At 46.0% G+C, this 13604-nt stretch carries 12 protein-coding genes and 1 pseudogene; 9 read left to right on the top strand and 4 right to left on the bottom strand.

Going from position 1 to position 13604, the window contains the following annotated elements:
- Window positions 1-96: 96 nt before the first annotated feature.
- The 3 genes from BQ8014_RS06680 to mscL form a co-directional block, all read right to left on the bottom strand.
- Window positions 97-726 (bottom strand): peroxiredoxin, encoded by a 630-nt coding sequence (locus BQ8014_RS06680; RefSeq protein WP_080903691.1) that lies wholly within the window; start codon window positions 724-726, stop codon window positions 97-99.
- Window positions 727-969: 243 nt separating this feature from the next.
- A complete protein-coding gene (locus BQ8014_RS06675; RefSeq protein WP_080903690.1) occupies window positions 970-1452 on the bottom strand; it encodes a ferritin in 483 nt (160 codons plus the stop codon).
- Between the two features lie 77 nt (window positions 1453-1529).
- Window positions 1530-1952: a large-conductance mechanosensitive channel protein MscL gene (mscL, locus tag BQ8014_RS06670; protein WP_080903689.1), complete on the bottom strand. Its 423-nt coding sequence runs from the start codon at window positions 1950-1952 to the stop codon at window positions 1530-1532.
- Between the two features lie 207 nt (window positions 1953-2159).
- On the opposite strand from mscL, the gene BQ8014_RS06665 reads away from it, so the two are divergent.
- From BQ8014_RS06665 to kdsB, 9 genes and pseudogenes are all read left to right on the top strand, one after another.
- Window positions 2160-4430: a cation:proton antiporter gene (locus BQ8014_RS06665; protein WP_080903688.1), complete on the top strand. Its 2271-nt coding sequence runs from the start codon at window positions 2160-2162 to the stop codon at window positions 4428-4430.
- A gap of 57 nt (window positions 4431-4487) precedes the next feature.
- A complete protein-coding gene (locus tag BQ8014_RS06660) occupies window positions 4488-5768 on the top strand; it encodes a replication-associated recombination protein A (protein ID WP_080903687.1) in 1281 nt (426 codons plus the stop codon).
- Window positions 5769-5889: 121 nt separating this feature from the next.
- Window positions 5890-6957 carry a 3-phosphoserine/phosphohydroxythreonine transaminase gene (gene serC, locus BQ8014_RS06655; protein WP_080903686.1) on the top strand — a complete coding sequence of 356 codons (1068 nt, stop codon included), beginning with the start codon at window positions 5890-5892 and terminating at the stop codon, window positions 6955-6957.
- A 3-nt stretch (window positions 6958-6960) separates the two neighbouring features.
- On the top strand, window positions 6961-7884 hold the full coding sequence (locus BQ8014_RS06650) for an NAD(P)-dependent oxidoreductase (protein WP_080903685.1): 924 nt from the start codon (window positions 6961-6963) through the stop codon (window positions 7882-7884).
- A 14-nt stretch (window positions 7885-7898) separates the two neighbouring features.
- Window positions 7899-9149 carry a DUF1015 domain-containing protein gene (locus BQ8014_RS06645; protein ID WP_080903684.1) on the top strand — a complete coding sequence of 417 codons (1251 nt, stop codon included), beginning with the start codon at window positions 7899-7901 and terminating at the stop codon, window positions 9147-9149.
- 219 nt (window positions 9150-9368) lie between these two features.
- A pseudogene (locus BQ8014_RS19150) lies at window positions 9369-9509 on the top strand (3-phosphoglycerate dehydrogenase); the annotation flags it as partial.
- 14 nt (window positions 9510-9523) lie between these two features.
- Window positions 9524-10774, top strand: a complete 1251-nt coding sequence (locus tag BQ8014_RS06640; protein WP_080903684.1) for a DUF1015 domain-containing protein — start codon at window positions 9524-9526, stop codon at window positions 10772-10774.
- 67 nt (window positions 10775-10841) lie between these two features.
- On the top strand, window positions 10842-11483 hold the full coding sequence (locus tag BQ8014_RS06635; protein ID WP_080903683.1) for an HAD family hydrolase: 642 nt from the start codon (window positions 10842-10844) through the stop codon (window positions 11481-11483).
- 9 nt (window positions 11484-11492) lie between these two features.
- Window positions 11493-12251, top strand: a complete 759-nt coding sequence (kdsB, locus tag BQ8014_RS06630) for a 3-deoxy-manno-octulosonate cytidylyltransferase (RefSeq protein WP_080903682.1) — start codon at window positions 11493-11495, stop codon at window positions 12249-12251.
- Between the two features lie 3 nt (window positions 12252-12254).
- Here kdsB and BQ8014_RS06625 read toward each other — a convergent pair whose 3' ends face one another.
- A complete protein-coding gene (locus BQ8014_RS06625; RefSeq protein WP_234998113.1) occupies window positions 12255-13559 on the bottom strand; it encodes a TolC family protein in 1305 nt (434 codons plus the stop codon).
- Window positions 13560-13604: the final 45 nt, after the last annotated feature.

Below are 13604 nucleotides of genomic sequence, written 5' to 3'. Positions count from 1 at the left end.
ACCGATGAAATCAAAAGACAGGCATAAAAAAAATAGCCTCGAGATTCACATCCCAAGGACTATCAAAAAAACTCTACTCACTCTTCTATTAGTCTTTTAGTGGTGACTTAGATAGTCAGCAACACTTTCGTTTGATGCTTTCAATGCATCTTTGCCTTTTGACCAGTTAGCCGGACAAACTTCGCCATACTCTTCAAAATGCTGCAATGCATCTACCGTACGCAATACTTCTTCCACATTTCTACCCAAAGGCAGATCGTTAATCGTAGCATGACGTATAATTCCTTTCTTATCGATCAGGAACAAACCTCTGTATGCAACCGGTTCACCTATGCAAACGGAAGTTCCTTCAACAGTTAAATAATCGGCGGCTAAAACGCCATAATTTTGTGAAATCGTTTTGGTGAAATCAGAAACGATCGGATAGGTAACCCCTTTAATACCCCCTTTATTTTTTTCCTGATGCAACCAAGCAAAATGTGATTGCTCGGAATCAACCGAACAAGCAACCAAAGCGACATTACGTTTTTCGAATTCGGTTAGTTTTTCCTGAAAAGCGTGTAGTTCTGTCGGACAAACAAATGTAAAGTCCATTGGATAGAAGAAAAAGACAACATACTTTTTCCCAATGTACTGTTCTAATGAAAAATCTGAAACAATCTCATTGCCGTTAATGACTGCCGGAGCTTTGAATACCGGCGCTTTTTTCCTAATTAGTGACTTCATAATTTAACTTTTCAGTTCTTGTTTTTTTATCTGACACAAATCTACGAAAGCCTATCCAGACAATCCTAAAAAATGCAATGGATAGTATTTATAGAGATATAGATAATATCAATACCATCAAGTTGATTTCCTCATGGAAAGGGATCAAATAATAGATCCGTAAGTCGGTCGGTCAAAAAAAAAGAAGGAGAATGATGTCCTCTCGGCTCACTCTCCTTCTTTTAGAGATAAAATTCAAAAAAATTATTTCGTATTCAATGAATTATCGACAAACCACAAGAATTGTTCGCCTCCGGACAATCTGATCTTGTCTACGATGGCCTTAGATGAAGATTCTTCCTCCACTTGTTCATGAATAAACCATCTTAAAAAGTCTTGTGTGGCTTTATCATTCTCGGCCAAGGCCAAATCATCAAGATCATCAATCATTTTGGAAACTTTGACCTCGTGTTCATAGACATGCTCAAATATCTCCAAGGCACTACCATAACCATCGGGAACCACACTTATCTCCGAAACGACAGGCGTACCACCCCGGTCAACCACATAATCTATAATTTTATGTGCATGCTCCAACTCTTCCAGGGATTGTCTTTTCAACCAGGAAGTAAAACCGGAATATCCCAATATCGCAAAATGAATCGACATGGATAAATACAGGTTAGAAGACCACATCTCTGCGGCAATCTGATCATTTAGTGCTTTTTGCATTTTTTCGCTTAACATAGATTAATCCTTTCTTTTTTATTGGTTATATACTAATAACAACAGTCCATTCATTATGTTCCCTCAAAATAGACGATCTATTTATTCTTTTCCTTCAACAGGTCACGAATCTCCTTTAATAAAGTGATGTCTTCAGGCGGGGCGGCCGGTGCAGGCGCAGGAGCCTCCTGTTTCTTCTTCAGGGTGTTCACTCCCTTCACCAAAAGAAAGATTGCAAAGGCGACGATGATGAAGTCAAAAGTAACCTGAAGGAAATTACCATAGTTAATAGAGACCTCTGGCGTTACTGTTTGCCCGGCTTCCACGACTGCATCTTTCAGTATGATTCTCAGATCCGTGAAGTTAACGCCTCCAACAAGCAAACCGATGACCGGCATGATCAAATCTCCCACAAGCGAAGAGACGATCTTCCCGAAAGCGCCACCAATAATGATACCTATCGCCATATCGAGGACATTTCCCCGCATAGCAAACTCCTTAAATTCTTTTACAAATCCCATAACTTTTACATTTTATTTAGTGATAAATAAATTGATTATTTAAAAGCGAATATACAATAAAAATCCATAGTAAGCCCCAAATCGTTAAAAAATGCCATAAAAAACACAAATAAGGAAAATACGAACCCATAAATCCTCCATTTTTGCTATTTTTGTTCGACGGGGCAGACATTTATTGCCCATTAAAAAATCAACACAACATAGCTTATGTCACATTTACCAACTCTTGTCACCGACTTGGCTCTTATCCTAATTACAGCCGGTATTGTTACTGTATTATTCAAACTGATAAAACAGCCGGTCGTCTTAGGGTATATTGTCGCAGGTCTTTTGATAAGCCCCCATTTCATGCTGCTACCTTCCGTAGCCGACCCGGCCAACATCTCCCAATGGGCGGAAATAGGAGTCATTTTCCTGCTTTTTGCCCTGGGACTCGAATTCAGTTTTAAAAAACTGATAGCGGTAGGCGGGACAGCCTCCATCGCAACAGCCATCAACATGGGATCGATGATTACGATCGGATATATTGTCGGGCAGCTAATGGGTTGGACCAATATCGAAAGCCTTTTCCTCGGCGGCATGCTCTCCATGTCATCCACGACGATCATCATTAAAGCATTTGTCGATATGGGATTGCAGAAGAAGAAGTTCGCCGGCATCGTTTTCGGGATGCTGATCGTGGAAGACCTTGCCGCGATTCTGATGATGGTACTGTTCACCACCCTTGCGGTCAGCAAACATTTCGAGGGTATGGAGCTGATCGACAACATACTCAAACTACTCTTCTTCATTCTGATCTGGTTTATCGTCGGCATCTACCTGATCCCTACTATCCTGAAGAAACTGAAAGCCCACATGAACGACGAAACCTTACTGGTTATTTCAGTCGCCCTCTGCCTCGGGATGGTCTGGTTTGCCGATGCCGTAGGCTTTTCAGCGGCATTGGGAGCTTTCATCATGGGCTCCATACTGGCTGAAACAATTGAGGCCAGACATATCGAACATCTCATCGAGCCACTTAAAAACCTGTTCGGCGCCGTGTTCTTCGTATCCGTCGGCATGATGATCGCTCCGGAAGTGATTGTCGAATATGCCGTTCCGATCCTGATACTGACCGTTGTCGTACTAATCGGGCGCGTTATCTTCGCCACTCTGGGAGTCCTGGCATCGGGGCAAGGGCTCAACGATTCGCTCCATGCCGGTTTCAGCCTGGCGCAAATCGGCGAATTCTCCTTTATCATCGCCACCCTCGGAATGCAACTGGGCGTAATCAGCGACTATATTTACCCCGTTATTGTGGCTGTGTCAGTCATCACCACATTCACAACCCCTTACTTCATCCGGGCTGCGAATCCGATTTCCGACTTTATCGAGGCCCGCATCCCCAAGGGATGGAATAAACTGATTATAGGATATGCCGCTTCCAACCAAAAAAACGTTATAAAACACAATTCATGGCAGAAAATTCTCCGGAATGTGCTGGTTTACGTATCCGTCTATTTTTCCTTATCGCTGGCCATCCTTTTTATCGCCCGAAAGTTCCTGAAACCAGTGATTACATCCTATATTCCGGACATCTGGGGATCGCTTCTCTATGCCCTGGTTACCTTACTTATCATGGCGCCCTTCATGAGTGGGATCATGAAACGTAAAAACAAAACCAGGGAATTCAAAGAATTATGGGAAGACAACCACCTCAATAAAGCGGTTCTGATCGCCTTGACGCTCCTTCGCTTCGGTGTTTGCGTCATTCTCGTTTTCTTTGTCCTGATCCCCCTGTTCCCCCAAGCAACATCTCTTCTGCTGGTGATCTCAGGGTTAATCGCTATTGCAATTTCTTTCATCCAGGGCTTCGGCATCCAGTCAAAAAGGATGGAACAGAAATTCCTCGACAATCTTCACCGCAAAGAGCGGATAGAAGACAGCAAACGGACAATCAATCTCCAGACCAAAGACCAACTGCTGCGAATGAACATACATATAGAAGAAATTGAAGTTCCGCCGAATTCCTGCCGGATAGGCAAAACCCTCGCTGAATTAAACTTCAAGCAAGAAACCGGAGTGAATATCGTCAGCATCATCCGCGGGGCGCAAAAGATCAATATTCCGACGGCAAACGACCGGCTGTATCCATTCGACCGCATCATTCTGGCCGGCACGGACGAGAATATACAGAAGTTCACCAACGCCATCGAAGACAAAAACCGTGAGATGAATGAACTGGTCATCCCGCAACACCAGGTGGGACTGGGTCAATTAGTCATTGAATCTAACTCTCCTCTGCTTAACCGTTCGATACGCGACCTGAAGCTGCGTGAGAAAACCGAATGCATGATCATCGGTATCAGCCGCAATAACGAATACCTGACCGACTTCGCCGCCGACACTGTGCTTCTGGAAGGAGACGTGCTGACTTTGGCAGGAGAGAAGAAGCAGTTGGCCAATTTGCTTCAGCAATATGAGAATAAGGCAAGCTGATGGTTTGCCCTCGTTTTTTGTTTTGAATACTGAATATTTATCCCGACTTTTGCGTATATGATAAGTCAACCTTTAGCAGAAAGATTACGCCCCAAAACACTGGATGAATACATCGGACAAAAGCACTTGGTGGGGCCGGGCGCCGTACTTCGGAAAATGATCGAAGCGGGGCACGTACCTTCCTTTATCTTATGGGGACCTCCGGGGGTAGGCAAAACGACGTTGGCACAAATTGTCGCCTCCAAATTGGAAACGCCGTTCTATACGCTTAGCGCCATCAACTCGGGAGTAAAAGACGTACGCGAGGTCATTGACAGGGCGCAAAGCAACCGTTTTTTCGATACGACCGCTGCCCCCATCCTCTTCATCGACGAAATTCACCGCTTCAGCAAGTCCCAACAAGATTCACTCTTGAATGCCGTAGAAAAAGGAATTGTCACCCTGATCGGCGCCACGACGGAAAACCCTTCCTTTGAAGTGATCCGTCCCCTCCTCTCCCGCTGCCAGGTCTATGTTTTGAAATCATTGGGAAAAGAGGATTTGTTGGAACTGCTTCACCGCGCCATTATGGAAGATATCATATTGAAAGAACGGAAAATCCGGTTGACCGAGACCAACGCCCTACTCCGTTATTCGGGAGGGGATGCCCGGAAACTGCTGAATATTCTGGAGTTAGTCGTATCCGCAGAAAATCCGAAAGATGCGGTTGAAATCACCGACGCCAAAGTAGTCGAACGTCTACAGGAGAATCCGGCGGCATATGACAAGGGAGGAGAAATGCATTACGATATCATCTCCGCATTCATCAAATCGGTACGTGGAAGCGACCCGGACGCCGCAATCTATTGGTTGGCGCGGATGGTAGCCGGAGGAGAGGATCCGGAATTCATCGCCCGCCGTCTGCTGATTCTGGCTTCCGAGGATATCGGACTGGCCAACCCGAACGCTCTGCTTCTGGCGAACGCCTGTTTCGACGCACTGAAGAAAATCGGCTGGCCGGAAGGACGGATCATCCTGGCGGAAACAACGGTATACCTTGCCTGCAGTCCCAAAAGCAATTCGGCTTATCTCTCTATCGACAAAGCGATCGCTTTGGTGAACGAAACAGGCAACCTGCCGGTTCCGCTCCACCTGCGCAACGCTCCTACCCAGTTGATGAAAGAATTGGATTACGGAAAGGAATACCAATATGCCCACGATTTCCCCGGACATTTTATCCGACAGGAATATCTACCTAAAGAAGTGAAAGACCAACGTTTGTGGGAAGGACAATCCAATCCGGCTGAACAAAAGTTAATAGACCAGATGCACCACCTGTGGGGCGACCGATATAAGTGACTGTTGAAAAGTCACCTCCAAACATATAGTATTGAGAAAAAAGACGTACATTCGTACACTCATAGCACAATCAAAATTCGGTAAAAATGAATTTCTTTATTAACATTTAATACATTTTGCAATGAAAAAGCATAATTTTTATGCAGGTCCGTCTATTCTAAGTGAATATACAATTAAAAACACTGCAGCAGCAGTTGAAAACTTCGCAAACACAGGATTATCTCTACTTGAAATCTCACATCGCAGTAAAGAATTCATTGCCGTCAATGACGAAGCGCAAGAGTTGATCAAAGAGCTGTTGGATATTCCTTCCGGCTATGAAGTCCTCTTCCTTGGCGGTGGTGCCAGCCTTCAGTTTTGCATGGCTCCCTTCAATTTCCTGAACAAGAAAGCCTCTTATCTGGACACCGGCGTATGGGCTTCCAAAGCCATCAAAGAGGCAAAGTTCTTCGGTGAAGTAGATGTCGTTGCTTCCTCCAAAAACAAAAATTACACTTACATTCCTAAAGATTATACGATCTCCGCCGGTTCGGAATACTTCCATATCACGACAAACAATACGATCTACGGAACGGAACTTCACGAGGACCCGAATGTATCGATTCCTTTGATTTCCGATATGTCTTCCGATATATTCTCCCGTCCGGTGGACGTTTCCAAATATGAATTGATTTATGCAGGAGCGCAAAAGAATCTGGCTCCGGCCGGCGTTACCCTGGCAATCATACGTACGGATGCACTGGGGAAAGTGGAACGTCCGATTCCGACGATGCTGAACTACCAGACGCATATCGACAGCAAATCCATGTTCAACACCCCTCCGGTAGTGGCTATCTATGCTGCTTTGCAGACATTGAAATGGTACAAGGAACAGGGAGGCATCAAGGCTCTTCAAAAGAAGAACGAGGTGAAGGCGGCTATTTTATATGATGAGATCGACCGGAACAAATTGTTCGTGGGAACCGCCGTACCGGAAGACCGCTCCCTGATGAATGTATGCTTTGTCCTGAAGGAAGAATATAAGGAACTGGAAGCTGATTTTGCAAACTTTGCTGCAGCCAAGGGGATGGTCGGAATCAAAGGACACCGTTCGGTAGGCGGTTTCCGCGCCTCTTTATACAACGCCCTGCCGAAAAGCAGTGTGGAAGCATTGGTAGAGACAATGAAAGAGTTTGAACAACAACATTAAACAATGGCAAAAATACTTATAGCAACAGAAAAACCTTTTGCTGCGATAGCAGTCAAAGGAATTCGCGACGTGATTGAGAAAGCGGAGTTCGAACCTGTTTTGTTGGAAAAATATACGGAGAAGGCGCAACTGCTGGAGGCCGTAAAAGACGCCGAAGCGCTGATCGTCCGCAGCGATATTGTGGACGCGGAAGTTCTGAAGGCTGCCAAGCAACTGAAAATCGTTGTTCGTGCCGGAGCCGGTTACGATAATGTAGACTTGGACACGGCGACAGCGCAGCACGTCTGCGTCATGAATACTCCGGGACAAAATTCGAATGCTGTAGCCGAGCTGGCCTTCGGATTATTGGTTTATGCCGTACGTAATTTCTATAACGGCACTTCCGGAACGGAATTGAAAGGAAAGAAACTGGGAATTCTGGCCTATGGAAATGTCGGGCGCAACGTAGCCCGCATCGCGAAGGGTTTCGGAATGGAGGTCTATGCTTATGACGCCTATTGCCCCTCCACAATCATAGAGAGTGAAGGAGTTAAACCGGTGGAATCAACGGAAGAACTGTTCAAGATAAGCCAGGTCGTATCCCTGCATATACCGGCAACTCCGGAAACCAAAGGCTCGATCGGTTTCAAATTGATACAGAGCATGCCAAAAGGGGCGATTCTACTGAATACGGCCCGAAAGGAAGTGATCGATGAAGAGGGATTACAGAAGGCTTTTGCCGAGCGTCCGGACTTCAAATACTTGTCTGATGTCAAGCCGTCGATCGATGAAGAATTGAAGGCAAACTACGGGGAACGCTATTTCAGCACTCCAAAGAAGATCGGCGCCCAGACAGCGGAAGCCAACATCAATGCTGGAATTGCCGCTGCAGAGCAAATCGTCGACTTCTTGAAAAACGGGAACCAAAAATATAGGGTAAATAAATAATTCTTACTGATTAAATGGCTATTATCAAACCTTTTAAAGGAATCCGTCCCCCAAAAGAATGGGTTACGCAGGTTTCTTCCCGTCCTTATGATGTCTTGAATTCGGAAGAGGCGCGTCGGGAAGCGGAAGGAAATGAAAAATCATTATACCATATCATCAAGCCGGAGATTGATTTTCCCAGAGGAATGGACGAACATGAACCTGCCGTCTATGAAACAGCGCGGGAAAACTTTTTGAAATTCCAACAAAAAGGCTGGCTCAGACAGGACTCGAAGGAGCAATACTACATTTATGCCCAGACGATGAACGGGCATACACAATACGGACTGGTGGTCTGCGCTTCGGTACAGGATTATCTGGACGGGCATATAAAAAAGCACGAGCTTACCCGCCGGGACAAAGAAGAAGACCGGATGAAGCATGTACGGATTACGAATGCAAACATGGAACCCGTTTTTTTCTCCTATCCCGACAATGCGGACTTGGAGGCAATCGTGCAGAAATATGTTGCTACTCCGCCGGAATATAATTTTACTGCGCAGCCGGAAGGCTTCTCCCACACATTTTGGATTATTGACCGGGAAGAAGACATCCGGCGCATTACGGAGTTGTTTGCCACCATCCCCTCGCTCTATATTGCCGATGGGCATCATCGTTCAGCAGCCGCAGCTTTGGTGGGCGCCGAAAAAGCAAAACAGAATCCGCATCATCGGGGCGATGAGGAATACAATTACTTTATGGCAGTGTGTTTCCCCGCCAGCCAGCTGACGATCATCGATTACAATAGGGTCGTCAAAGATCTCAACGGTTTAACAGAGGCTGAATTCCTATCCCGGCTGAACAAACATTTTACCGTAGAGGAGAAAGGGGCGGGAATTTACAAGCCGACTGCTCTGCATAACTTCTCTCTCTATCTGGGAGGGATATGGTATTCCCTGACGGCAAAGCCGGGGACTTTCGACGATAACGATCCGATCGGGGTACTGGATGTAACTATTTCTTCCGATTTGATTTTAAACGAAATCCTTGGAATAAAGGACCTACGTTCGGATAAACGCATCGATTTTGTCGGTGGAATCCGTGGATTGGGCGAATTGAAACGCCGGGTGGACAACGGAGAAATGCGAGTAGCGCTGGCTTTGTATCCCGTGTCGATGGAACAATTGATTAATATAGCCGATAGCGGCAATATCATGCCTCCGAAGACAACCTGGTTCGAACCGAAGCTCCGCTCCGGCCTGGTAGTCCATTCGTTGGAATCATAAAAAATAGAATTTCAACGGACGAGACTTTGCAGCCTCGTCCGTTTTTATAAACAAGATAAAAGAAAGAATGGTGGGAATTAAAAACATTATTTTCGATTTAGGCGGAGTGATAATCGACCTGGAGAGAGAACAATCGGTGAAACGGTTTATCGAAATCGGGGTCTCCGACGCNACTTGTCTGATGTCAAGCCGTCGATCGATGAAGAATTGAAGGCAAACTACGGGGAACGCTATTTCAGCACTCCAAAGAAGATCGGCGCCCAGACAGCGGAAGCCAACATCAATGCTGGAATTGCCGCTGCAGAGCAAATCGTCGACTTCTTGAAAAACGGGAACCAAAAATATAGGGTAAATAAATAATTCTTACTGATTAAATGGCTATTATCAAACCTTTTAAAGGAATCCGTCCCCCAAAAGAATGGGTTACGCAGGTTTCTTCCCGTCCTTATGATGTCTTGAATTCGGAAGAGGCGCGTCGGGAAGCGGAAGGAAATGAAAAATCATTATACCATATCATCAAGCCGGAGATTGATTTTCCCAGAGGAATGGACGAACATGAACCTGCCGTCTATGAAACAGCGCGGGAAAACTTTTTGAAATTCCAACAAAAAGGCTGGCTCAGACAGGACTCGAAGGAGCAATACTACATTTATGCCCAGACGATGAACGGGCATACACAATACGGACTGGTGGTCTGCGCTTCGGTACAGGATTATCTGGACGGGCATATAAAAAAGCACGAGCTTACCCGCCGGGACAAAGAAGAAGACCGGATGAAGCATGTACGGATTACGAATGCAAACATGGAACCCGTTTTTTTCTCCTATCCCGACAATGCGGACTTGGAGGCAATCGTGCAGAAATATGTTGCTACTCCGCCGGAATATAATTTTACTGCGCAGCCGGAAGGCTTCTCCCACACATTTTGGATTATTGACCGGGAAGAAGACATCCGGCGCATTACGGAGTTGTTTGCCACCATCCCCTCGCTCTATATTGCCGATGGGCATCATCGTTCAGCAGCCGCAGCTTTGGTGGGCGCCGAAAAAGCAAAACAGAATCCGCATCATCGGGGCGATGAGGAATACAATTACTTTATGGCAGTGTGTTTCCCCGCCAGCCAGCTGACGATCATCGATTACAATAGGGTCGTCAAAGATCTCAACGGTTTAACAGAGGCTGAATTCCTATCCCGGCTGAACAAACATTTTACCGTAGAGGAGAAAGGGGCGGGAATTTACAAGCCGACTGCTCTGCATAACTTCTCTCTCTATCTGGGAGGGATATGGTATTCCCTGACGGCAAAGCCGGGGACTTTCGACGATAACGATCCGATCGGGGTACTGGATGTAACTATTTCTTCCGATTTGATTTTAAACGAAATCCTTGGAATAAAGGACCTACGTTCGGATAAACGCATCGATTTTGTCGGTGGAATCCGTGGATTGGGCGAATTGAAACGCCGGGTGGACAACGGAGAAATGCGAGTAGCGCTGGCTTTGTATCCCGTGTCGATGGAACAATTGATTAATATAGCCGATAGCGGCAATATCATGCCTCCGAAGACAACCTGGTTCGAACCGAAGCTCCGCTCCGGCCTGGTAGTCCATTCGTTGGAATCATAAAAAATAGAATTTCAACGGACGAGACTTTGCAGCCTCGTCCGTTTTTATAAACAAGATAAAAGAAAGAATGGTGGGAATTAAAAACATTATTTTCGATTTAGGCGGAGTGATAATCGACCTGGAGAGAGAACAATCGGTGAAACGGTTTATCGAAATCGGGGTCTCCGACGCAGAAACGCTGCTCGACCCTTATGAGCAAAAAGGTATCTTCCTCGAACTTGAGAACGGAAGCCTCACCTTTCCACAGTTTTGCGACAAATTACGCGCCCATACGGGAAAAAACATCTCCGAAGAGGCCATAAGCCATGCCTGGAAGGGATTTATCATGGATGTTCCCGCCTATAAGCTGGAGTATCTCCTCGAACTTCGGAAAAAGTACAAACTCTACCTGCTGAGTAACACCAATCCGGTCATTATGGATTGGGCCCGGACTCCGCAGTTCACTCCGGCCGGACGTCCTATCACGGATTATTTCGATAAGATTTATGCTTCTTATGAAATCGGTATCACCAAACCGGATCCGGCTATCTTTGAGTATATGATCCGGGATGCAGGACTGGATCCTTCGGAGAGCCTCTTTGTGGATGATGGCAAACGGAATGTGGAAGTTGGAGAGGAATTCGGTTTCCTAACGTACCAACCATTCAATAAAGAAGATTGGCGGAAACCGGTTCAAGCTATTTTGGATCAGTCAAAATCGACGAAATAACAGAAGAATATGAAATTCATAGGAATTATACCGGCGCGTTACGCCTCTACGCGCTTTCCGGGAAAACCGCTGGCCGACATGGATGGAGAGCCAATGATCCAAAGGGTATATGAACAGGTACGCCCTGTATTAGACGAAGTCTACGTGGCGACCGACGACCTCCGCATCGAAGAGGCGGTCAAACAATTCGGCGGACAGGTGGTCATGACTTCCGCACAACACCGTAGCGGCACGGATCGCTGCTATGAGGCATATGCCAAAGTGGGTGAAGGATATGATATCATAATCAATATCCAGGGGGATGAGCCCTTCATCCAGCCAAAGCAATTGGAAGTGCTGAAAAGTTGCTTCAACGATCCGAAGGTGGAAATCGCCACGTTAGTCAAGCCTTTCCATCCGGATGATGACTTCGAGGCGGCGCTATTCAATCCCAATACGCCTAAAGTCGTTCTGAACAAAAAGAACGAGGCTCTATATTTCAGTCGGTCTATCATCCCTTATATCCGCGGGGCAAAGCATACGGAATGGCTGGCTAAGCATACTTTCTATAAACATATCGGACTATATGCCTATCGTGCAGATATACTGAAGGAGATAACCACCCTTCCTCCCTCCGGTTTGGAACTGGCGGAAAGCTTGGAACAGCTCCGCTGGCTGGAAAACGGCTATCGCATTCAGGCAGGTATCACCGAGCAAGAAACGATCGGCATCGACACACCCGAGGACATGCAGCGGGCAATCGAGTTTTTGCGTACCCAAAGAAAATAAAAATCACAGTACGATCGGCTTTCCGTTATAGAAATCCAGGATTTTCACACGGAAAATGTAGTTGTATTTTGCCTGCGCCTGTTCGGAAAGGCTGGTTGCATATTTCGTCTTGGCCTCGTTGTACTCGAATACGCTGCTCTTTCCCGAATTATAGCTTTCTTCAGCATACTGGTGGGCGATACGGGAAGCCTCGACCGACTTTTCCGCAGACACGAACTTTTCCTGCGAAGCAACGGCATTGTAATAGGCCTGCTGTATTTCCTTATAAAGCGTTTTCTTGGTATTTTCCATCAACAACTCACGCGTGTATATAGCAGCTTTCGCCGAACGAACGCTATTTCGCACCTGAAAACGATTAAAGATCGGAATTGAAAGAGTAAAGCCGAACATCTTCTGGGCATTTTGATCCCATTGATCTTTAAAGGGAATATTCTGGAACCCTTCGCTGCCTTTTCCTGAGTAATGATAATAGCCATTAGAATAGCTGGCGCCAAAACTAAGGGTCGGGTAATATCCGGCTTTGGCTATCTGGAGCGTCCGCTTCTGGCTTTCAAGCAAATATTCCTGTTCCTTTATCTGCGGCTTGAACGTAACCGCGCGTTCGTAAATATCATCGGGCGGCAGGATACTTCCCATATATTGGTTGACAACATCCTCCGTTTCGGGAACTTCTATTTCAAAAGTGGTCGCGCGTTCCAATTCCAAAGCTTGCGATAAATCCAACAGGGCCAAATTAACATTATTCTTCGCTTCCACAAGTCCGGCTTCATCGCGCGCCAACTGCGCTTTGATTTCATAGAGTTGGGCCAAAGGCGCTTTTCCGGATTTAACCAATAATTCCGTTTTCCGCACTTGTTCCGTACTTAAATCTACTTGCAATTGCGCAACCTCCCGCAACTCTTTATTATAAAGAACTTGCACATAAAAGGAAGCAACATTGACGGCCAGGTCTTCCTTCGCTTTATTCAAGGATTCTACCGCTGCCTTTAAATCCAACTTACGCGCTGCGATATCATTTGGTATCTTAAATCCGTCGAAGATAGGCATTCCTATATTTACGGAAGCGGATGTACTGGCCGCGTTCCGGTCAACCAGAATATTATCTTCCGATTGCGAACGTCCATAGCTGAAATTCTGTCCCACGCTGGCATTCAGATTAGGCAACCAACTGTTTTTACTCGTACTCAGTTCGATCTCCCGATTCACCTTATCCTGCTCTTTTTGCTTCAGATCGATATTGTGCTCGATCGCATAACGGATGCACTCTTCAAGGCTCCACTGTTTCGGTTCCTGTGTCTGCCCGCTCATGCTGCAAAACAACAAGAGAGGAAGGCCGATTAATATCATCTTTTT

The organism is Parabacteroides sp. Marseille-P3160, from assembly GCF_900162725.1.
GTDB lineage: Bacteria > Bacteroidota > Bacteroidia > Bacteroidales > Tannerellaceae > Marseille-P3160.
The sequence above is the reverse complement of the archived record's forward strand: the minus strand, read 5'-3'. Positions and strand labels throughout refer to the sequence as shown.

Coding starts and splice junctions, on each gene's coding strand:
- BQ8014_RS06640 (WP_080903684.1), top strand. CDS start 9,524: ATGGCTATTATCAAACCTTTTAAAGGAATCCGTCCCCCAAAAGAATGG.
- mscL (WP_080903689.1), bottom strand. CDS start 1,952: ATGGGATTTGTAAAAGAATTTAAGGAGTTTGCTATGCGGGGAAATGTC.
- BQ8014_RS06635 (WP_080903683.1), top strand. CDS start 10,842: ATGGTGGGAATTAAAAACATTATTTTCGATTTAGGCGGAGTGATAATC.
- serC (WP_080903686.1), top strand. CDS start 5,890: ATGAAAAAGCATAATTTTTATGCAGGTCCGTCTATTCTAAGTGAATAT.
- BQ8014_RS06625 (WP_234998113.1), bottom strand. CDS start 13,559: ATGAGCGGGCAGACACAGGAACCGAAACAGTGGAGCCTTGAAGAGTGC.
- BQ8014_RS06660 (WP_080903687.1), top strand. CDS start 4,488: ATGATAAGTCAACCTTTAGCAGAAAGATTACGCCCCAAAACACTGGAT.
- kdsB (WP_080903682.1), top strand. CDS start 11,493: ATGAAATTCATAGGAATTATACCGGCGCGTTACGCCTCTACGCGCTTT.
- BQ8014_RS06645 (WP_080903684.1), top strand. CDS start 7,899: ATGGCTATTATCAAACCTTTTAAAGGAATCCGTCCCCCAAAAGAATGG.
- BQ8014_RS06650 (WP_080903685.1), top strand. CDS start 6,961: ATGGCAAAAATACTTATAGCAACAGAAAAACCTTTTGCTGCGATAGCA.
- BQ8014_RS06680 (WP_080903691.1), bottom strand. CDS start 726: ATGAAGTCACTAATTAGGAAAAAAGCGCCGGTATTCAAAGCTCCGGCA.
- BQ8014_RS06675 (WP_080903690.1), bottom strand. CDS start 1,452: ATGTTAAGCGAAAAAATGCAAAAAGCACTAAATGATCAGATTGCCGCA.
- BQ8014_RS06665 (WP_080903688.1), top strand. CDS start 2,160: ATGTCACATTTACCAACTCTTGTCACCGACTTGGCTCTTATCCTAATT.